This is a genomic window from Streptomyces sp. NPDC058000 (genome assembly GCF_042886435.1).
Classification (GTDB): Bacteria; Actinomycetota; Actinomycetes; order Streptomycetales; family Streptomycetaceae; genus Streptomyces.
The window spans coordinates 26,805-47,458 of the sequence record NZ_JBHVQS010000064.1 but is presented as its reverse complement, the minus strand read 5'-3'; the positions used below and the strand labels follow the sequence as shown (position 1 = coordinate 47,458).

Sequence of the window (20,654 nt, the reverse complement as noted above, 5' to 3'; positions counted from 1 at the left end):
TCCTCGAACACCTCGGCCGCCTGGATGACCAGGTCAAAATCCGCGGCCACCGCATCGAACTCGGCGAAATCCGCACCACCCTCCTCGAAGACTCGCGCGTCAGCGCGGCGGCTGCGCTCGTCCGGACGCCAGATGGGCCCGCCACCGCGCGGGTGGATGCGTACGTAGTCGTCGCGGACCCCGAGGAACTCCCGAACATCCGGCAGGTGTTGGCTCAGCGGCTGCCCGCGTATCTGGTCCCGGCGACCCTCACCGCCGTGCCCGAGCTCCCCCTCACCCCGAACGGCAAGCTCGATGCCGTCCGGCTTCCGGATCCCGTCATACCGTTCCCTGCCGATGCCGATGCCGATGCCGATGCCGATGCCGATGCCGATGCATCCCCCGACCCGGAACCCGGGGGCGAAGACACCTGCCCGGTCGCCCTCGCCGCCATCTGGCAGCAGGTCATCGGTGTCCCCGTCGGTCCCGACGACAACTTCTTCGACCTCGGCGGAAACTCCCTGCTGGCCGTCCAGCTCAACGCGGCGCTCCGCAAGAGCGGCTTCCCCGAAGTGCGACTGCGGGACATCTTCCGTCACTCCACCCCGCGCCGCCTGGCGGAGGCCATCGAGTCCCGTGGCGGCGCGGTTCAGAACGCAAGCAAGCCTGGAGGAAAATCGGCATGACCGACGTGGACAACGCGGTGGCGGTCGTGGGCCTTGCCCTGCGGGTGCCGGGCGCCGCGGACCCGGAGACCTTCTGGTCGGGCCTCGCCGACGGCCAGGTCAGCCTGCCCGCGGCGCGGTCTGTGGGGGAGGCCGGCGGCCCTCTCCTCGCAGGCCAGATCGACCGGTTCGCCGAGTTCGACGCGGAGCTGTTCGGCATGTCCCCGGCCCAGGCCGCGGTGACGGACCCGCAGCACCGGGTCCTCACCGAGCTGGTGTGGCAGGCTCTCGAGGATGCCGGGATTGACCCGGGGGCCAGCACTGGCCGGGTGGGTGTGTTCGCCGGGTGCGGCCCGGACGCGTATCTGCACGCGAATGTGCTCGGGGACGAGCAGCTGGTGCGGGTGCAGGGGCAGGAGCAGATCCAGCTCGGCAACTCCCGTGACTTCCTCGCCACCGCTGTCTCCTACCGGCTCGGCCTGACCGGGCCGAGCATGACCGTGCAGACCGCCTGCTCGACGTCGCTGGTCGCGGTGCACCAGGCCGTGCGGAGCCTGCTCACCTACGAGTGCGACATCGCGGTGGCGGGCGGCGTCACGATCCACCCGGTGGAGCAGCCGACATACGAGTTCACCGAGGGCGGCATCGTCTCCCCGGATGGCCGCTGCCGCGCCTTCACCGAGGGAAGCCTGGGCACCGTGCCGGCGAGCGGTGCCGGAGTCGTGGTGCTGCGCCGCGCGGCCGACCTCGATGAGCACGGTGCGAGCGGTGTCCACGCGCACATCGTCGGCAGCGCGGTCAACAACGACGGCGCCGACCGCATGAGCCTGGTGTCCCCAAGTCCCCGTGGCCAGGCGGACGTTATCCGCGAGGCGCTCGAATCGGCGGGACTCTCGGCCGCCGACGTGGGCTACATCGAGACCCACGGCACCGGCACCGTCCTCGGCGACCAGATCGAACTCGCCGCCCTCGCCGAGGCGTACGGCGCCGAGTACGGCCAAGCCCCGTGCGCGCTCGGCGCGGTGAAGCCGAACATCGGCCACTGCGACACGGCGGCCGGTGTGGTCGGCCTCATCAAGACGGTGCTCGCGGTGCGGGAGCGCACCGTGCCGCCGACCCCGGCGCAGTCGGGCGACGGCCCCGATGTGGCGCTCGGCTCGCCCCGCTTCTTCATCCCGCGCAAGGCCGAGCCCTGGGGTGACGAGCTTCCCCAGCACGCGGCGGTGAGCTCCTTCGGCCTTGGCGGTACGAACGCCCACGTCATCGTGGCACCCGCGCGCACGCCGCAGCCGGAGGAGCCGCCTGTTGTACGGAACCTCGGCACCGCCGTCCTCTCCGCCGCGACCGACAATGCGCTTCGGGACAGGGCCCGTTCACTCGCCCACTGGCTCCAGGGCCCGGGCACGGACACCCCGCTCACCGACATCCTCGGGACCCTGAAGCACAACCGGCGCCCCCTCGGCCGGCGCTGGGCGGCCGCCCTGCCCGCCGACGAGACCGCGGCCCGCGAGCGACTGAGCGACGAGCTGACCACGCTAGCTGGAGGGGGCGGCCGGACCCAGGGCGTCGTCGCCCAGCCGACCGTGGCCGCCCTGCTGCCGGGCCAAGGCGTGTCCCTGGCCGGAGTCGGAACCTCGTACGCGGCCGTGGACGACGCATTCCGCGCGGATATCGGCACACTGACCGCGAAGGTGGCCGCCGCCGGTGGCCCCGATCTGAGCACCTTCGGGGAGTGGGCCGCCGACGACCCGCGCTTGGCGGACACCGCCGTCGTCCAGCCCGTGCTGTTCGTTCTGGGCACGGCGGCGCTGCGGCTCCTGGAGCGCCGTGGCATCAGGCCCGTGCTCCTTCTCGGGCACAGCATCGGCGAGTTGACGGCCGCGACCCACGCCGGAGTCTTCACCGTCGGCGAGGCCGCCGCCGCCGTCGTCGAGCGCGGCAGGCTGATGGCGGGCGCCCCACAGGGCGCGATGACGGCCGTGCGCGCGGACGAGAGCACCGCTCTCGGACTCGCCGAAGGCCTCCCGGTGGACGTGTGTGGACTCAACGCGCCCGACAACACCGTCCTCGGCGGCGCTCCCGACGCCGTGAGCGAGCTGGAGCACCGGTGCCGTGACCGGGGTATCGCCGTGACCCGCCTCGCCACCAGCCGGGCATTCCACTCCCGGACGATGACGGAGGCGGCGGATGAATTCGCCCGGTTCCTGGGACAGTTCACGCTGCGTACGCCGTCGCAGGACCTGACCATCCTCTCCAACCTCACCGGCGCGCCCCTGACCGCCGAGCAGGCCACCGACCCCGGCTACTGGGCGCGGCAACTGCGCTCCACCGTGCGCCTCGACGACGCGCTGCAAAGCCTCCTGAACGCGGTACCCGAGGTCGTACTCGGCCTCCACCGCGGCAAGACGATGACCAACCTCGCCCGGCAGGAGGCGCGACGGCAGGGCCATTCCCCACTGATCACCGACCTCTTCGGAACCAAGGAAGGCGACGAGCCGCTGGCGGTGCAGGACGCCTTCGCACAGCTGTGGACGGCCGGTTGCGCACCGGATCTCGACATCCCGCACCCCGGCCGCACGGTCCGGCTGCCCGCCTATCCCTTCGCCGACACCAAGCACTGGGTGGACGCGGTACCCACGCCTGAGCGCCGGGCGTCCGCAGGCAACGTACAAGAGACGGTCGAGCTCCCGCCGCAAGCCGAAGACGGGCCCGAATCAGCCCCGGCAGACGGTGAGAGCGACGGCACCGCCGCCGTCATCGCCTCCCTCTGGCAGAGCGCCTTCGGCGGCGCCCCCCTCCGTCCCGAGGACAACTTCTTCTCGCTCGGCGGGACGTCACTGCAGGCAGCCCAGCTCATCACGGTCGTCAACAACGAACTGCTCCTGAACATGCGGCTCCAGGATCTGTACGAGAACTCGTCACTCGGCGATTTCGCGGCGCGCGCCGATGCGCTGGTCGCCGAGCGTGACGACGACGAACTGCTCCGGCTGCTCGAGGAGATCGAGAACGGCGGCGGCGCCCTGGAGGGAGAGGCATGACCGAGTTGTCCCAGCGCCTGCAGGCGCTCACGCCCGAGCAGCGCAAGCGCCTGAACGAGAACCTGCGCCGCCGTGACGCGCGCGCGGCGGCCCCCGCGGCCGTGGCCGGCCCGGCCCTGCTTCCAGACCGGCAGAGCCTGTACTTCTTCGCAAGTGCCGACGCCCACGAGGCCCGCGACTACTACCCGCTGGTGCTTCAGGCCGCCGCCCTCGCGGACCGGGCCGGACTCCACGCCATCTGGCTCCCGGAACGGCACTTCGTGGACTTCGGCGGATTCTCACCGAACCCGGCCGTCCTCGGCGCCGCCGTGGCCGCCACCACCACCCGCCTGGGCATCCGCGCGGGCAGCGTGGCCGCACCGCTCCAGCACCCGGCCCGGATCAGCGAGGACTGGGCCCTGGTGGACAACCTGTCCGGCGGCCGGGTCGGCATCTCCTTCGCCAGCGGCTGGCACCCGGACGACTTCATCCTCGCCCGGGAGGACTTCGCCGGCCGGCGTGAGGTGACCGCCCGCACGATGGAGCAGGTCCGCGCCCACTGGCGCGGCGAGGCCGTGCGCTACCCCACCACGGCGGGCGGCGAGGCTGAGGTGCGGACCCAACCCCGGCCGGTCCAAGCCGAGTTGCCGGTCTGGCTCACCGCCGCGGGCAACCCGGCGACCTTCGAATCCGCAGGCCGCGCGGGCTACGGCATCATGACTGCCCTCCTTGGCCAGACGCTCAAGGGGCTGCGCGAGAACATCGCCCGCTACCGCGCCGCCTGGCGCGAGGCAGGCCACGCGGGCGACGGTGACGTGGTCGTCATGGTCCACGCGCACGTCAGCGAACGCCCGGACCTCGAAGAGTTCCTGCGGCCCGCGATGCACTCCTACCTCCGGTCCTTCCGCAGCCAGACCACGGCCGCAGACCAGGACGAGGAGGTCCTCCTGGAGAGCGCCTACCTCGACTTCCTGCACGGGCCCTCGCTCCTTGGCACACCGGCCAAGGCCCGGGCCGTCCTCGCCGAACTGCGCGAGGCGGGCGTCGACGAGGTCGGCCACCTCATCGACTTCGGCCTGCCCGCCGCCGATGTCGTGGCAGCTCTGCCCCAGTTGCTCGCCCTCTCCGACTCCAAGGACCAGGACGGCGCCGAAGCCCCGCAAGGAGCGCGCATATGACCCCCGACCGCTCGGCCGCCGCCCGCTTGGCCCGCCTCGACCCCGCCCAGCGCGCCGCCCTCGCCGCCCGCCTCGTCGCCGCCCGGTCGGGCCCGCCGCTGCGCACCCGGCCAGGACCCCGCGACCGCTTCCCGCTCGGCATGGACCAGGAACGCCTCTGGATCCTCGACCAGTTGGACCCCGGCACCACCACCTACACCCTCGGCTTCGGCCTCCGCTTCCACGGCGCCTTCGACCTGGATGTCTTCACCCGGGCCGCACACGCCGTGGCCCGCCGCCACGAGCTGCTGCGCTCCGGCGTTGAGACCGAGGACGGAAAGCCCTACCTCAAGGTCCACGAGGACCGGGGCGCCGACGTCACCTTCACCGACGTCTCCGAAGGACCCGCCGACCACGAGCACGTCGAGGAGCGCCGGGCCGCGTTCGTCGCCGAGCAGGTGCGCCGCCCCTTCGACCTGCGCGACGACCCCGTGCTCAGGCTCGCGGTCGGTCGCGTCGCGGACGGCGACCACCAAGTGGTCCAGACGATGCCCCACTCGTTCACCGACCAGTGGTCCTATGTCCGCCTCAACCACGAGCTGATCGGGCACTACCGCGCCTACCTCGAAGGCGCCGACCCTGAAGTCCCGGACCTCCCGGTCCAGTTCGGCGACTATGCTCAGTGGCAGCGCGACTACTTCGCCAGCCCGAAGGGTGAGGAGCACCGCGCCTTCTGGCGTACGTATCTCGACGGTGCCCCCATGCGTCTTCCGCTGCCCTACGACGCCACGCCCGACACCTCTGACCACGCGGGCGAGCAGTACAACTTCATCCTGAACGAGGACGTGGCCGCCGCCTTCACCGCCCGTGCGGGCGAGGCGCGCACCACCATGGCCACCGCGATGACCGCCGCGTACGTCGCGCTCCTGCACGAGGAGACCGGCGCCCGCGACATCATCGTCGGTGTGCCGAGCGTCACCAGGGGCGAGGACGCAGTCCAGGACCTCATCGGCTTCCTGCTCACCAATGTGCCGATCCGCGTGCGCCTACCGGAGAACCCCACGCCCGCCCAGATACTCGCCGCCACGGTCGAGGGCTCCATGGCGGTTGCCGACCACCGCGAGGTGCCGTTCGGCGAGATCGTCGAGGCGGTCGCGCCGAACCGCGCGGTGACTCAGTACCCACTGCTGCAGACGATGCTGGTCCAGCTCAACCTCGGCGACTCGGTCCTGTTCAAGGTGCCCGGCGCCGACGTCTACGCCAACGCCGTGCCCGAGGGCATCTCCTCGATGGACATGACCGTAGCGTGGTGGCAGGTCAACGGCCTCATGTACGGGCGCATTGAGTACCGCACCGCCCTCTTCCTGCCGTCCACCATCGAGCGTATGGCGCGCCGCCTGCTCCAGCTCGTGGAGCTCTTCGCGACCTCGCCCGACACGCCGCTGCGCACCCGGTCCGTGCCTCCAGTCTCGCCCGTGGCGTCGGTCCTGTCCGCACCCGCCGAGCACGGCAGCGCGCCCGTCGAGGGCCTCGACCGCGTCGAGCGGGCCTGGCGCGAGGCCCTCGGTGTGTCCGAAGCCGGCCCCGGGGATGTGTTCTTCGAGGTGGGCGGGACCTCCCTGCTCGCCGTGCGCCTGACGCACCTGCTCAAGGCCGAGGGGTTCACGCTCACGCTCCGGGACGTCTTCAGCAACCCCACGCTCGGCGCGCTCGCCCAGGTGCTGCTCACCCGGGACCGCCAAGTGGCGGGCGAGGACGGAGCGTTGCCGCTCGGCCCGCTCGGTCCCGAGCAGCAGCTCTTGTACCAGGCTGGGCTCGACCGGGTCGAGTCCTTCGCGCACACCTTCGTCCTGAAGGCCGAGGAGCCTTTGGACGCCGCCCGGTTGGAAGCCGCCGTCAAGGCGGTGGTCGCCGCCCACCCCGGACTGTCCACGGAGTTCCGCACGAGCCCCGAGGGGCTCCGTGCCCGCGTCGGCAGCCGCTGGTCGTGGAGCACCGAGGCCTCGGGGAGTGAGTCCCGTCAGGTCGCGGCCGCCCAGCGCGCGGCGTTCGACGCGGAGAGCGGGGCGCTCTTCGCCGTCAGTCTGATCCCGGGCGCAAGCACCCTGGACCAGGGCGTCGAAAGCGCTCCGGACCAGGTCGTCATCAGCGCCAACCACCTGGTGATCGACGGCATGTCCTGGGGCATCGTCGTCGCCGACCTGGCCCGCGCCTACCGCGACCGGGCCCTCATCGCCGAACCGGCCGGAGCGCTGGAGTACGCCGCCGCGCTGCATGCCGTCGACCCCGCCGCGCAGGCCGATTTCTGGATCGGGCACCTCGCCGCCGTCCGTCCCCTGGACTGGGGCATGCCCGAAGTGGCCGAAGGAGTACGGCAGTTCGAGGTCAGCGTGCCGCTCGCCGGACAGCACGGATCGCTCCAGGCTGAGGCGTTCACCGCCGTCGCCCGGGCCCTGCGTCCGCACACCGAAGAGGTCGTGGTCTCCACAATCGGACTCGGCCGTGAGCCGCTGGCCGCGCTGCGGACCTGGGACCCCACCCGCGCCGTCGGCTACTACTCCTGCCCCTACCCCCTGCACCTGCCGCTCACCGGCGGCACAGCCCAGGACGACCTCGTGGCTGTCGACACCGCTCTGTGCCACATCCCCGACGGCGGCAAGGCCTACGGCCTGCTGCGCGCCTCCGCCGACACCGAACTCCGGGCCCGCTTCAAGGGGCTGCCCACGCCGCGCGTCGTCGTCAACTACCTTGGCGCCCTCGCCGATCCGGCCGACGGGAGCGAAGGCCTGTTCACCGGCGGAGGCGAGTTCGCCGCCGACGCGTACGAGCGGGCGGGACGTGACGTGGACCTGGACGTGGCCTTCGGGATCCGGGGAGGCGAGGCGGTCTTCCGCTGGCTCTTCGACCCGGCCCGCGTCGCCGAGACCACCGTCCGCGAGGCCGCGGCCCGCGCCGCCGCCGACCTCACGGCGCTCCTTCAGGCGCACGGCGAGCCCGACGACGTACCCGGCATCACCGGGGTGTCGGAGGAGCGGATGAATCAACTCTTCGCCGAACTCAGCGACGTACGCCTGGAGCAGCCGTGAACGACACGCCCACCGAGTCCCGGCGGCGCGGGCCGCTCTCCGTCCTGCTGATCGCGCAGTATCTGTCCGCCTTCGGCAACGCGGTCACCATCGTGACCGTCCCGCTCTACGTCCTCGGCGCCACCGGCAGCTCGATCGCCACCGGCCTCGCCGGATTCGCCAACGCCCTGCCGCTGATCTTCGCGGGCGCGATCGGCGGGGTCTTCATCGACCGGATCGGCGGACGGCGCATGAGCGTCCTGTCCGATCTGTTCGCCGGAGTCCTCATCGGCCTCGTCCCGCTGCTCGACCGGACCATCGGCCTTCCGCTGCCCCTCCTGATGGCGCTGCTCTTCGGCCGGACCGTCGTCGCGACACCCGCGCAGGCGGCCCGCCTGAGCCTGATCAAACCGCTCGCCGAGACGGCCGGCGTCCGCCTGGCGAGTGCCAACTCCTGGTTCCAGGCGGCCCCGCGCCTCGGCCTGGTGGTCGGCGCGCCGCTCGCCGGGCTCCTCGTCGCGGTGTCGGGTTCCGTCGTCGGCATGTACGTCGACTCGGCGACGTTCCTGATCGCCTCGGCCCTCGTGGGCTTCGCCGTGCCGCGCGCCCGTCCGGCCGCCTCGTCGGGCGAGAAGCTCGGATTCGTACGCCAGCTGACCGAGGGCATGGCAGTCGTCAGGACGATCCCGGTGATCGGCGCGATGACCGCTTTCGTCTTCGTCACCAACTTCCTCGACGACGCCTTCACCCCGCTGATGCTGCCGGTGTACGCCAAGGAGATCCTCGGTAACGGCGAATACCTGGGCTGGCTCCTTGCCGCCTCCGGGGTCGGGGCCATCGCGGGCACCTTCCTCTACCCGCCGCTCAGCCGCCGCTTCCTGGCCAGCCGCCGCTACACGCTGCTCGGCTGCTTCGCGGTCATCGCCGCGCTCCGGCTGCTGATGGTGGCGCACCCGGGTCTGGTCCTCATGGTCGCCCTCACCTTCGCCAGCGGACTCGCGGCAGGCCCCCTCAACCCGGTCCTGAGCACCGTGATGCTGGAGCGCGTGCCCGAGGAGCTGCGCGGCCGGGTATTCGGACTCTCCGGTGCCGTCGCGATGGCGGCAGCCCCCCTCGGGATCCTCTCCGCCGGATGGGCCGTCGACGGCGCGGGCCTGACCTGGGCGCTCGCCTGCTTCGGCACGGCGTACTTCGTACTGATCCTCGTTTCCCTGCGCAGCCGCGCCCTGCGCGACATGGACGCGGCCCCCGCAGCAGAGGCCGGGGAGAAGGAGAAGGAGCCCGCCCATGACTAGGACCGACGTGAACAGGGCGGGACGGCTCGAAGGCAAGGTCGCCGTCATCACCGGCGCGGGGCGTGGCGTCGGCCGCAGCTGTGCCACCGCCTTCGCCGCCGAGGGCGCCGACCTGGTCCTGGTGGACGTTCCCGCCGACATCCCCGAGGTGCCTTATCCGCTGGCCGGCGAGAGCCAGCTGCACCACACGGCCGAGGAGTGCCGCAAGCACGGCGTCGAGGTCCTCACCGTCCCCGCCGACGTGCGGGATCTGGACGCGCTGACGGTCGTGCGGGAGCGGGCCGTCGACCGCTTCGGACAGGTCGACGCGCTCGTCAACAACGCGGGCGTGGTGGCCCCTTCGGGCCGCCCCGTGCACGAGACCAGCGAGGAGGAGTGGCAGCTGCTCCTCGACATCGACCTCAGCGGGGCCTGGCGGATGACGAAGCTGTTCGCGCCGCTCCTGACCGAGCGCCGTGCGGGATCCATCGTGAACATCGCGTCCACCGCCGGGCTCGTCGGCTACCGGAACTTCGCGGGATACGTCGCCGCCAAGCACGGCCTCATCGGCCTCACCAGGGCCTCCGCGCTGGACTACGCGCCCTTCAAGGTCCGCGTGAACGCCGTGTGCCCCGGCAACATCCGCGACGAACCCGCCGCCGAGGGACGCATGCTCTCCGAGGTCGCCCGCGCCCTGGACATCCCGCTCGCCGGGCACGAGGCGCTCTTCACCGAACAGCAGCCCATGAACACCCTGGTGGACCCCGCCGACGTGGCCGAGGCCGCGCTCTGGCTCTCCTGCGACGCCACGCGCCACGTCACGGGCTCCACCGTGACCGTCGACGCGGGATACACGGTGCGCTGATGGCCAACTCCCAGATTGTGCACGTTGCTTCGGCCTCCGAGAGGCAATTCTGGTTCGGCGAGCAGGTCGCCCGCGGGTCGGCCGCGAACATCGCCCTGGGGCAGATCCGCATCGAGGGCACCCTCGATCTCCCGGCTCTCACACGGGCACTGGATGCCGTCGTGCGCGGACACGAGGCGCTGCACACGGCGTTCGTCCTCGAAGGACAGCAGCTCGTACGCAAGGTCGTTGAGCCGGTGCCCGCGCGGACGCCCGTGCCGCTCGCGGAGGGCACTGGCTTCGACGCCGTCGCGGCGCGGCTGGACGAGACCGGCTTCGATCTCGCCGCCGGTGTCCTGCACTGGGCCGCCGTGGCGCCGGACGCGGACGGCGCGATGCTCTACATCGCGGTGCACCACATCGCCTTCGACGGCCTCTCCCACGAAATCCTCACCGCCGACCTTGCCCACGCCTATGGGCAGTCCCTGACGGGTGCCGCCCCAGAGCTGTCGCCAAGGCCCCGTGCGGCCGTCACCCCCCTGGGCGCCGCCCAGCGCGAGGAGCTCGCCGCGCACTGGCGTACCGCCCTCGCAGGCGTCGCCGATCTGCCAGGCGAAGGCGCCGAGTTGAGCCAGCGCGACCTGGCACGGGCCCCTCTCGTCGAGCACCGCACCACATGTGCGGCGGGGCGGGCGGGGGAGTTGCGGGAGCGGGCGCGTGAGGGCGCCAAGACGCCGTACGCGTTGTTGCTGACCGCCTACGGGCGTGCCCTCGCCGACCTCACCGGAGCCGCCGCCGACTTCTGCGTCGGCACCCCGATCGCCACCCGGGGCCCGAACCAGGAGCACGAGGTGGGCTGCCTGCTCAACACCGTGCCCATCCGCATGCGCGTCCTCGGCGAACCCGAAGCGGCCGACCAGGTCTGGAAGTCCGTCGTCGACGCGGTGCTCCACCTGGACCTGCCCTGCGACCAGATCGTGGCGGAGTGCCGGACCGGGCGGGGCCGCCGGATGCCGCTGTTCCAGGCGCTGTTCGCTTACCAGAGCTGGACGCGGACCGTCCACCAGGCCGGGAGTGCCCGGCTGTGGACGGTGCCGGTCCGGCCGGTGGGCGCGCAAGCGGAGGTGCAGATGCAGGTGCACGAGGTCGACGGGGGCGCCTTCGACATCCTCGTCCAGGCCCCCGTGGACGGCTCGTGGGACGGCCGACTCCCCGATCTCATCGCCGCGTTCGACAGCCACCTCGAGCGGCTCGCCACCGTGCCCACGCACTGAGCGCGCTCACGTACTGAAGGAACCAGGAACCACGCGAATGACCAAGCTGATCTGTCTGCCGTACGCGGGTGCGGGCGCCGGCGTCTACCGGCCCTGGCGAGGTATGTCCACACCCCGGCTGCAGGCCGTGCCGATCCAGCTTCCGGGCCGGGAGGAGGAGTACGGCGCACCGTTCTACGCGACGATCGCCGAGGCCGCCGAGGACATCGCCGGACGCCTCCGCGCGGCCGTCGGCACCGAGCCGTACTCCCTCTTCGGGCACAGCTTCGGCTCGATCCTCGCCTACGAGACGACCCAGCAACTGATCGAGCACGGCGGCCCGCTGCCCGAGCAGATCGTCGTCAGCGGCTCGGTCAGCCCACGGCACCGCGAGCGCCGCCTCATCTCGGCGGACGACGACGAGCAGGCCGTCGCCGACCTGCGCGACTTGGTGGGCCAGGACATCGAGTCACTCAACCACCCTGATCTGCGCGCCCTGTTGCTGCCCGTGCTGCGCGCCGACGTCAAGCTCCTGAGCGACTACGAGCCCGCCGCCGGCCAGGCCCCGCTGCCCATCCCGCTCACCGCGATCCGCGGCGACGCCGACGTGATGGTCCCGGTGCCGGAGTGGCGGGACTGGTCGGCGTTCACCTCGGCCGCCTTCCGGGAGCTGCAGATGCCCGGCGGCCACATGTACCTCGCCGACGACTGGGCGCTGGTGTGGAAGACCATCGAGGAGTTGCTGTGACGCCGACGGTTTCCGGGCGGGACGAAGAGGCCATGGTTTCCAGGCGCGCCCAGGAGCCCGGCCAGGCACGGCTGTTGAGGCACGGCGCGGACCTCCTGAGCCGCACTGACCCCGCCCTCGCCGCCCTCCTGGACGCGGAGGTCGGCCACCAGGCGGGTACCCTCGCCATGGTCGCCTCGGCCAGCGCCGCCGACCCCTCGGTCCTCGCCGCGGGCGGCGCCGCCCTGTCGAACGTGACGGCGGAGGGATACCCGGGCGCCCGCTACCACCCCGGCGCGGTGCACTTCGACGGGGTCGAGCGGCTCGCGGTGGAGCGCGCCAAGGCGGCGTTCCTTGCGCAGTACGCCAACGTCCAGCCGCACTCGTGCTCCTCGGCCAACTTCAGCGTGCTCTCCAGTCTGATCCCGGTGGGCGGCGTGCTGCTCGGCCTCGACCTGGACGCGGGTGGACACCTCACGCACGGCTCGCCCGCCTCGGTGACGGGACGCCACTTCCAGTCCGTGCACTACGGCTTGGACGCGCACGGGCTCATCGACTACGCGTCCGTGGCGGAACTCGCCCGCGCACACCGCCCCGCCGTCATCGTCGCGGGGGCCAGCGCCTACCCGAGGACCATCGACTTCGTACGCTTTCGGGAGATCGCGGACTCGGTCGGGGCGTATCTGCTCGCCGACATCTCCCACATCGCGGGCCTGGTCGTCACCGGCGAACACCCGAGCCCCATCGACGTCGCCCACATCACCACCACCAGCACCTACAAGCAGCTCGGCGGCCCGCGCGGCGGCCTGATCCTCATCGGCCGCGAGCACCGCACGCTCGCCCCCGACGGCCGCACCACCCTGGCCCGGCTCATGCAGCAGGCGGTCTTCCCGCGCTCCCAGGGCACCCCGAACCCGGCCGCGATCGCCGCCAAGGCGCGCGCCCTCGACCTGGTCACCAAGCCGGAGTTCAAGGAGACCACCCGGCGGATCGTCGAGAACGCCCAGGTCCTCGCCGCCGCCTTCACCGCCGCGAGCCACCGCGTCCTGACCGGCGGCACCGACAACCACATGGTGCTCCTCGACGTCCTGCACCGGGGCCTGACCGGCGTGGTCGCCGAACGAGCCCTGGAGGAGTGCGGCATCCTCGCCAACCGCAACCGCATCCCCGGCGACACCAAGCCGCCCCTGGTCGCGGGCGGACTGCGCCTGGGCACCAACCTCCTCGCCCAGCGCGGCATGGGCCCGGCTGAGATGGCCGACTGCGCCCGCCTCCTCGACACCGTCCTCGGCGCCACGACGCCGCTCGACGACACCACGTACGCACTCGACCCCCAGGTCCGCGAAGACGTACGCGGCGAAGTGGCCCGGCTGTGCGCCCGCTTCCCGCTGCCCTTCGGTACCGCTGTGCCCTTCGCCGCCGACGAGACAGGAGCAAGGCCTTGAACCGGACCACGAACGAGGACGCGAGCCAGGACGGCGTGCCCGGTCCCCTGCTCCTGCCGACCGACCGCCCGCGCCGCCGAACCGACCCTGGCCTCACGGCGGTTGAGCGACTGCGGCTCTCGGACTCCGGCGCGCTCGATGCTTTCGCGGCCGCCTCGGGGGTTACGGACGACGTCGTGCTCCTCGCCTGCTTCGCGGCGCTCGGCCACCGCTACACGGGACAGACGTCCTTCGCGGTGTCCGTCGCGCCCGGGCGATCGGTGAGCGTCACCGTCGAGGCGGTGGACTCCCTGTCCACTCTGACCAAGGCGAGTGGCGCTGCCGCTGAGGGAGCCTCACCAGTCGCCTTCGGTACCGGAGCCAGCGACAGCGGGCCTCATGAACTGCTGCTCCGTGTCCACCGCGACTCCGGCCGTCTCGACGCCGAACTCCACTACGACAAAGGCCTCTTCGACGCGGAGACGGCCCGGCACCTCCTCGGCCACTACGCCACCCTCCTGGACGCCGCACTCGCCGACCCCTCCCGCGAAGTGAGCACGCTCCCGCTGCTCACCGACGCGGAGCAGACGAAGATCCTCGTTGACTGGAACGCCACCGGCGCCGACCTCTCGTACGACACCTGTCTGCACCACCGCTTTGAAGAGCGCGCCGCCCGGACCCCCGAGGCGACCGCGCTCCTCCACGGCACCGAACACTGGACCTTCGCCCGCGTCGACGCGATGGCCAACCAACTCGCCCACCACCTCCGCGACGTGGGTGTCGGCCCGGACACTCGCGTCGGGCTCTGCCTCGACCGTTCCGCCGACCTGCTGGTCTCCCTGCTCGCCGTCCTCAAGGCCGGTGGCGCCTATGTCCCGCTCGACCCCGACTACCCCGCCCAGCGGCTCGCGACCATGGTGGACGGCGCCGGATGCGTGGCGATGGTCAGCCGCGGCGACCTGAGCGCCAACCTCGGCGCCGCGAGGGAGACGCCGCTGGTGCTCCTCGACCGGGACGAGCCGCTCATCGCCGACCGCCCCACCCAGTGCCCCGACGTCGCCGTGACCCCCGACGACCTCTGCTACGTCATCTTCACCTCCGGCTCCACCGGACGCCCCAAGCCCATCGCGCTGCGCCACCGCGGGGTCCTCAACAACCTCGCCGATCTCAACACCCGCTTCGGTGTGGGCGCGGGCGACAAGGTTCTCGCGCTGTCGTCACCCAGCTTCGACATGTCCGTGTACGAGATGGTGGGGATGACCCTCGCGGGCGGCACCGTCGTTCTTCCCGACCGGGAGCGGATCAAGGACCCGGCGCACTGGGTCGGACTCCTCACCGAGCACGGCGTCACGGTGTGGAACTCCGCTCCCGCGCTGCTCGACCTCCTGGTCTCCCAGGCGGAGCAGGCCGGTTCGGCCTTGCCGGCGCTGCGGCTCGCGATGCTCGGCGGCGACTGGATCCCGGTGACCCTGCCGGACCGTGTCCGCCGCATCGCCCCCGACCTCCGCTTCATCGCCCTCGGCGGGGCCACCGAGTCCTCGATCCACTCGACGATCTACGAGGTCACCCGCACCGACCCGGCCTGGGTGAGCATCCCCTACGGGCGCCCGATGGCCAATCAGCGCACCTACATCCTCGACCCCGCAGGCCAGCCCGTTCCCGTCGGTGTACCCGGCGATCTGCACCTCGCCGGAATCGGCCTGGCCCAGGGCTACTTGAACCAGCCCGAGCGCACAGCCGAGCGCTTCCTCACCTGGTCCCACGGCCCGGTGACCGGCGAACGCCTCTACCGCACCGGCGACTTGGCCCGCTACCGCGCCGACGGGCAGATCGAGCTGCTCGGCCGCATGGACTTCCAGGTGAAGGTCAACGGACTGCGCATCGAGCTCGGCGAGGTCGAGTCGCTGCTGCGGGACCACCCCGAGGTCAAGGATGCGGTGGTCGCCGCGCACCCCGACGCCGTGGGGGACCGGCAGCTGATCGGCTACGTCGTGCTGCGCGACCCCGCCGCACAGGACGCCTCGGCGCTCCGCGACCACCTGGCCGAGGCCCTGCCCGCGTACATGGTCCCCGCCGCGATGATGGTCCTCGACGCCCTGCCGCTGAGTGCCAACGGAAAGCTGGACCGCAAGGCCCTGCCCGCACCGGGCCCCGGCGCGGAGGATGCCGACGGCGACGCCCCGCGCGGCCACTGGGAGCAGCGGATCGCCGACGTGTGGCAGGAGGCGCTCGGCATCGAACGCGTGCGCCGCGACGCCGACTTCTTCACCCTCGGCGGCGACTCGATGAAGGCGGTCCGCAGCATCGCGAAGATCGGTGCCCCGCTGAAGTGGGCCGACCTCTACCGCCATCCCGTACTCAAGGACCTCGCCGCCCACATGGAGCGGCTCACCGCAGAGGTCGTGAAGTAGGCCCGGGCCTCGCGGCCATGCCAGGTATGTGAAAGGGGGCCGCAAGGCCATGCGCTGGAACGAGATGTACATCGCCGGAACCGGCTCCTGCTTCCCGCAGAGCGACTACTGCGCCCAGGCCGTCGCCGAAGGCCGGTACGACGCCCAGGAACACGAGAAGAACGGCTACCGGTCCATCAGCATCGCGGGCGAGATGTCCGCCGCAGATCTGGCTGTGTCCGCTGCCCGCCCGGCCCTGGCCCGATCCGGGCACGCCGGCGACGACATTGGCCTTGTCCTGCACGCGAGCCTGCACCACCAGGGGCAGGACCACTGGACCGCGGCCTCCTACATCCAGGAGCGCACCGCCGGCGGCCGGGCCCCCGCCCTGGAGATCAAGCAGGGCTCGAACGGCGGCCTGGCCGGGCTCGTCCTCGCCCTCTCCTACCTGTCCGCCCACCAAGGGCAGGACGCCGCGCTCGTCACCACCGCCGACAAGTTCTGCCCGCCGGTCTACGACCGCTACAACAGCGACAAGTGGATGGTGCTCGGCGACGGCGGATCGGCCGCCGTCCTCTCCCGGCGCGGCGGCTTCGCCCGCGTGCTCGCCACTGCGATGGACTCCGATCCGGGCTTGGAGGAGATGTACCGGGGCGACGGCTTCAGCGACGCTCCCTTCGCGGGGGGCCTGCCGCTCGACCTGCGCGAGCGCAAGCGCGAGTACATGGACCGCGTCGGCCTGCCGGAGGTCGCCCTGCGCTGCACGGCGGGACTGCAGAACGTGGTCAAGGAAGCCCTTGGCGACGCGGGCACGGACATCGACGGCATTGCCCGGTTCGTCTTCCCCAACGTCGGCAAGTCCCTGGTCCAGTGGGACTACCTGGACACCTTCGGCATCGACGAGGACCGCACCACCTGGGCGTGGGGGAGCGGCATCGGGCACGCGGGCGCGGGCGACCAGTTCGGCGGCCTGAACCACCTCGCCGAGACCGGCGCGCTCGCCCCCGGAGACCGGGTCGTCCTCGCGGGCAGCGGCATCGGCTTCAGCTGGGCCTGCGCCGTCCTGGAGATTGTCGAGGCACCCGAGTGGGAGCCGAGCGACGCGTAACTCCCGCTGCCCCAGCCCTACTTGCACCCTTAAGGAAGCACGAGATGACCACTCTCTACGAGCTGTTCGCGGACAGTGCGGCCCACCACCCCGACCGCACGGCCCTCGAGGTCCAGGGCGACCGGCTCACCTACGCCGGGCTGGAAGGCGCCGCCGCCCGCCTCGCCGCCCGCATGACCGAGGAGCTCGGGAGCGTCCCGGCCCGGGTCGGCATCCTGGCCGCCCGCAGCCTGCCCACGTACGTCGCCTATGTGGCCGCCCTGCGCCTCGGCGCGACCGCCGTCCCGATGAACCCGACCTTCCCGGCCGCCCGGAACCTGGAGATCGCCACCTCGGCCGACGTCGACCTGATCGTCCTGGATCGCGCGGGCACCAAGCAGCTCGACCAACTGGCGACGGAACACCGGGCGTTGCTGATGCCGCTCACCGCCGAAGCCCTGCTGGGAGCGGACGGGCCGGGCGCTGAGCCGATCGCCGCCCCGGCGGACTCCGTCGCGTACATCCTGCACACCTCCGGCTCCACCGGGCATCCGCGCGGCGTGCCCATCCGGCACCGTAATGTCGTCCCCCTCATCAACTGGATGATCAAGGGTTACGGCTTCGGCCCCGAGGACCGTACCTCGCAGAATGTCGAACTCACCTTTGACGTGGCGGTCTACGAGCTCTTCGTGACCTGGGGCTGCGGCGCCGCCCTCGTGGTGCCGCGCGTCGACGACGTCGTACGGGCCTCCGCCTTCGTCAACGACAAGCAGATCACGCACTGGTTCTGCGTGCCCTCGGTCGGCGACATGGCGGCCCGCGTCGGCGCGCTCGCCCCCGGCTCGATGCCCTCGCTGCGCCTGCTCGTGTTCGGCGGCGAGCGCCTCATCGCCGCGCAGGCCGAACAGTGGGCGGGGGCCGCGCCCCACGCCGAACTCCACAACCTCTACGGCCCCACTGAAGTGTCGATCATCTGCACCGGCCAGCGCCTCGGCGAGCGGGGCGAGCTGCGCGGCCCCGGCTCTAACGGCACGATGCCCATCGGCCAGGTCCTGCCGCACCTGGAGTACGTACTCCTCTCCGAGGACGGCCACCCCGCCGACCCCGGTGAACTGTGCGTGCGCGGCAACCAGCGCTTCGACGGCTATCTCGACCCCGCGGGCGACGCGGGCCGCTTCCTGACCTGGGAACCGGGTACAACAGCCCGCGTCCACACGGGAGATGAGCCCGTCACCGCACGCCACTGGTACCGCACCGGCGACCGCGTCCGCACCGAGGACGGCTCCCTCGTCTTCCTCGGCCGCGTCGACGACCAGGTCAAGGTGCGCGGCCACCGCATCGAGGTCGGCGAGATCGAGGCCGCTCTCACCCGCCACCCGCACATCCGCGAGGCCGTGGCCGTGGCCCGCGAGAGCGACCTGGGCGGCACGCTCGTCGCCTTCTACACCGGAACCGAGATCCCGGCGGCGGAGCTGACCGCCTTCCTGCGGGAGCAGTTCCCCGTCTACATGATCCCCGGCCGCTTCGTCCACCAAGAGGCCTTCCCGCTCAACGCGAACGGAAAGGTCGACCGCAAGGCGCTCGCGGGCTGAGCGGGTCCCTCACGGGGCGAGCGGAACTCTCGCTGGGTGAGCGGAACCCTCGCTGGGTGAGCGCGAGAACAGCCGGAAGACCTTTGAGGAAGGAATGTCCATGTCGTCGCAGGAACAGCCCTGGTGGAACCCGCAGCGCGCCTCCGCGATGCCCGTCGCCCGCTACCGTCGCGCCGAACCGCGCCTCGCCGTGGACCCCGCCGACCGCCAGTGGCCGGCCCGCACCATCGACTGCGCGCCGCTGTGGTCCTCCGTGGACCTGCGCGACGGCAACCAGGCGCTCGCCCACCCCATGGGCATGCGGCGCAAGAACGCCATGTTCGACCTCCTCGTCCGCATGGGTTTCAAGGACATCGAGGTCGGCTACCCCTCGGCCAGTCAGGCCGACTTCGACTTCGTACGCCACCTGGTCACCGCAGACCGCATCCCCGACGACGTCACGATCTCCGTCTTCACCCCGGCACGGCCCGAACTCATCGACCGCACCTTCGAGGCGATCCGGGGCGCGGAGCGAGCCATGGTGCACCTGTGCAACGCGACGGCGCCCGTCTGGCGCGACGTGGTCTTCCAGATGTCCCCGGCGGAGATACGGAGCCTGTCCACCACGGCGGCCGAACACGTCCTGCGACGAGCCGACGAGGCGGCGGGCTCCCATCTCCGCTTCGAGTACTCCCCGGAGGCTTTCAACCTCACCGAAGCAGACTTTGTCCTCGATGTCTGCAACGAGGTCACGGCGATCTGGGCCGCGAGCCCCGACCGCCCAGTGACGGTCAATCTACCGACGACGGTGGAGGCCGACTCACCCAACGTCTTCGCGGACCAGGTCGAGTGGATGCACCGCCGCCTGGACAACCGCGAGAACCTGATCCTCTCCGTCCACCCGCACAACGACCGCGGCACGGGCGTCGCCTCTGCCGAACTCGCCCTCCTTGCAGGGGCGGACCGCATCGAGGGCACGCTCTTCGGCAACGGCGAGCGCACGGGAAACGTGTGCCTGGTGACCCTGGCGCTCAACCTCTTCAGCAGAGGGATCGACTCGCAACTGGACCTCGGCGACATCGACGCCATCCGCGAGACGGTCGAGGACTGTAACCAACTCCCCGTACACCACCGCCACCCATACGGAGGCGGCCTCGTCTACACGGCCTTCTCCGGCACCCACCAAGACGCCATCAAGAAGGGCCTCGCGGCACTCGACGAGCGCGCCCGGGGGTGCGGCACGGCGACGGCGGACATCCCCTGGAACGTCCCCTACCTCCCCATCGACCCCAAGGACGTGGGCCGCTCCTACGAGTCGGTCATCCGCGTCAACAGCCAGTCGGGCAAGGGCGGAGTCTCGTACATCATCGAGGCCCACTACGGCCTGAGCCTCCCGCGCCCGCTCCAGGTCGAACTGGCCAAACTGGTGCAGGGCGTCGCCGACCAGGGAGACGGCGAAGAGCACCTTGAGGAGACCGAGCTCAGCGCGGAGCAACTCTGGGAGATCTTCCGCGCCGCATATCTGTCCCGCCAAACCCCCTTTGCGCTCAAGGAGTTCACGCTGTCGGACGAAGGCGCGGACGCTGTCCGTGTCGAAGCGCTCCTGCTCCATGAGGACGGAACGGAACTCCGCTGCAAGGGAGGTGGCCCGGACGCAGGGGCCGCCTTCGCGGCCGCACTCACCTCCGCAGGCCACGAGGTGCGGCTCCGGACGAGCCTCGACCACCCGGTGGCGGGCAACGCGGGCACAGGGGTGGCCTCGTACGCCGAAGTGACCACGTCCGGAGGGGAGGTCTGGGGGGTGGGTCTGAGGGAGTCCGCGACGGCGGCGACCTTGGAGGCCGTGCTGTCGGCGGTCAACCGCTCGCTGTAGATCTCCGGCCGGGCGAGCACACCGTCCCGCCGTTCTCGCGTACGAGATGGAGTACGGTGCTGGGGTTGACACCCAGCGCGCCCGCGACGGCCTCCGCCGACTGGCCGGTCTCGTACAGGGCGAGGGCGCGTGCCGCCAGTTCCCCGCGTTGCAGAGCACAGGAGTTGGAGGGCCGGACGGTGGCGCTCTCGTCCGGGAACCTCGGCGGCCTCTGCGCGTACCAGCTGCCACAGGGGGCAACAGGGAGGCGTCGAAGGTCTCCGTATGCCCGCTGTCGTCGGGCGTGACGAAGGCGGTCAGTCCCCGGGCGTGGATCTGGCGCAGCACG

The 20,654-nt window shown here is 71.6% G+C and carries 13 protein-coding genes; all 13 read left to right on the top strand.

Annotation, left to right across the window (positions count from 1 at the left end):
* The coding region (locus ACFVT2_RS36900) for a phosphopantetheine-binding protein (RefSeq protein ID WP_390025318.1) at nucleotides 1-665 on the top strand (665 nt) is incomplete at its 5' end.
* Complete coding sequence (locus ACFVT2_RS36895) at nucleotides 662-3,682, top strand: beta-ketoacyl synthase N-terminal-like domain-containing protein (RefSeq protein ID WP_390025316.1); 3,021 nt, start codon at nucleotides 662-664, stop codon at nucleotides 3,680-3,682. The genes ACFVT2_RS36900 and ACFVT2_RS36895, both read left to right, overlap by 4 nt.
* Complete coding sequence (locus tag ACFVT2_RS36890) at nucleotides 3,679-4,839, top strand: MupA/Atu3671 family FMN-dependent luciferase-like monooxygenase (protein WP_390025314.1); 1,161 nt, start codon at nucleotides 3,679-3,681, stop codon at nucleotides 4,837-4,839. Before ACFVT2_RS36895 ends, ACFVT2_RS36890 begins: the two co-directional genes overlap by 4 nt.
* Nucleotides 4,836-7,904, top strand: coding sequence for a condensation domain-containing protein (locus tag ACFVT2_RS36885; RefSeq protein ID WP_390025312.1), 3,069 nt, complete (start codon nucleotides 4,836-4,838; stop codon nucleotides 7,902-7,904). Before ACFVT2_RS36890 ends, ACFVT2_RS36885 begins: the two co-directional genes overlap by 4 nt.
* Nucleotides 7,901-9,178: an MFS transporter gene (locus tag ACFVT2_RS36880; RefSeq protein ID WP_390025310.1), complete on the top strand. Its 1,278-nt coding sequence runs from the start codon at nucleotides 7,901-7,903 to the stop codon at nucleotides 9,176-9,178. The genes ACFVT2_RS36885 and ACFVT2_RS36880 overlap by 4 nt, the downstream gene beginning before the upstream one ends.
* Nucleotides 9,171-10,022, top strand: coding sequence for an SDR family oxidoreductase (locus ACFVT2_RS36875; protein ID WP_390025308.1), 852 nt, complete (start codon nucleotides 9,171-9,173; stop codon nucleotides 10,020-10,022). Before ACFVT2_RS36880 ends, ACFVT2_RS36875 begins: the two co-directional genes overlap by 8 nt.
* Nucleotides 10,022-11,275 carry a condensation domain-containing protein gene (locus ACFVT2_RS36870; protein ID WP_390025306.1) on the top strand — a complete coding sequence of 418 codons (1,254 nt, stop codon included), beginning with the start codon at nucleotides 10,022-10,024 and terminating at the stop codon, nucleotides 11,273-11,275. The genes ACFVT2_RS36875 and ACFVT2_RS36870 overlap by 1 nt, the downstream gene beginning before the upstream one ends.
* 37 nt (nucleotides 11,276-11,312) lie before the next feature.
* Complete coding sequence (locus ACFVT2_RS36865) at nucleotides 11,313-12,002, top strand: thioesterase II family protein (RefSeq protein WP_390025304.1); 690 nt, start codon at nucleotides 11,313-11,315, stop codon at nucleotides 12,000-12,002.
* Nucleotides 11,999-13,426, top strand: coding sequence for a serine hydroxymethyltransferase (gene glyA, locus ACFVT2_RS36860; RefSeq protein ID WP_390025302.1), 1,428 nt, complete (start codon nucleotides 11,999-12,001; stop codon nucleotides 13,424-13,426). Before ACFVT2_RS36865 ends, glyA begins: the two co-directional genes overlap by 4 nt.
* Nucleotides 13,423-15,816, top strand: a complete 2,394-nt coding sequence (locus ACFVT2_RS36855; RefSeq protein WP_390025300.1) for an amino acid adenylation domain-containing protein — start codon at nucleotides 13,423-13,425, stop codon at nucleotides 15,814-15,816. The genes glyA and ACFVT2_RS36855 overlap by 4 nt, the downstream gene beginning before the upstream one ends.
* A 49-nt stretch (nucleotides 15,817-15,865) precedes the next feature.
* Nucleotides 15,866-16,903, top strand: a complete 1,038-nt coding sequence (locus ACFVT2_RS36850; protein WP_390025298.1) for a ketoacyl-ACP synthase III family protein — start codon at nucleotides 15,866-15,868, stop codon at nucleotides 16,901-16,903.
* 44 nt (nucleotides 16,904-16,947) lie between these two features.
* Nucleotides 16,948-18,474, top strand: coding sequence for an amino acid adenylation domain-containing protein (locus ACFVT2_RS36845; protein WP_390025296.1), 1,527 nt, complete (start codon nucleotides 16,948-16,950; stop codon nucleotides 18,472-18,474).
* Nucleotides 18,475-18,574: 100 nt separating this feature from the next.
* Nucleotides 18,575-20,326: a 2-isopropylmalate synthase gene (locus tag ACFVT2_RS36840; RefSeq protein ID WP_390025294.1), complete on the top strand. Its 1,752-nt coding sequence runs from the start codon at nucleotides 18,575-18,577 to the stop codon at nucleotides 20,324-20,326.
* The last annotated feature ends 328 nt before the right edge of the window (nucleotides 20,327-20,654 follow it).

Excerpts from the sequence above, each read along its gene's own strand:
- ACFVT2_RS36875 (WP_390025308.1), top strand. The coding sequence starts at position 9,171 with ATGACTAGGACCGACGTGAACAGGGCGGGACGGCTCGAAGGCAAGGTC.
- ACFVT2_RS36845 (WP_390025296.1), top strand. The coding sequence starts at position 16,948 with ATGACCACTCTCTACGAGCTGTTCGCGGACAGTGCGGCCCACCACCCC.
- ACFVT2_RS36850 (WP_390025298.1), top strand. The coding sequence starts at position 15,866 with ATGCGCTGGAACGAGATGTACATCGCCGGAACCGGCTCCTGCTTCCCG.
- ACFVT2_RS36895 (WP_390025316.1), top strand. The coding sequence starts at position 662 with ATGACCGACGTGGACAACGCGGTGGCGGTCGTGGGCCTTGCCCTGCGG.
- ACFVT2_RS36865 (WP_390025304.1), top strand. The coding sequence starts at position 11,313 with ATGACCAAGCTGATCTGTCTGCCGTACGCGGGTGCGGGCGCCGGCGTC.
- ACFVT2_RS36870 (WP_390025306.1), top strand. The coding sequence starts at position 10,022 with ATGGCCAACTCCCAGATTGTGCACGTTGCTTCGGCCTCCGAGAGGCAA.
- ACFVT2_RS36885 (WP_390025312.1), top strand. The coding sequence starts at position 4,836 with ATGACCCCCGACCGCTCGGCCGCCGCCCGCTTGGCCCGCCTCGACCCC.
- ACFVT2_RS36890 (WP_390025314.1), top strand. The coding sequence starts at position 3,679 with ATGACCGAGTTGTCCCAGCGCCTGCAGGCGCTCACGCCCGAGCAGCGC.
- ACFVT2_RS36840 (WP_390025294.1), top strand. The coding sequence starts at position 18,575 with ATGTCGTCGCAGGAACAGCCCTGGTGGAACCCGCAGCGCGCCTCCGCG.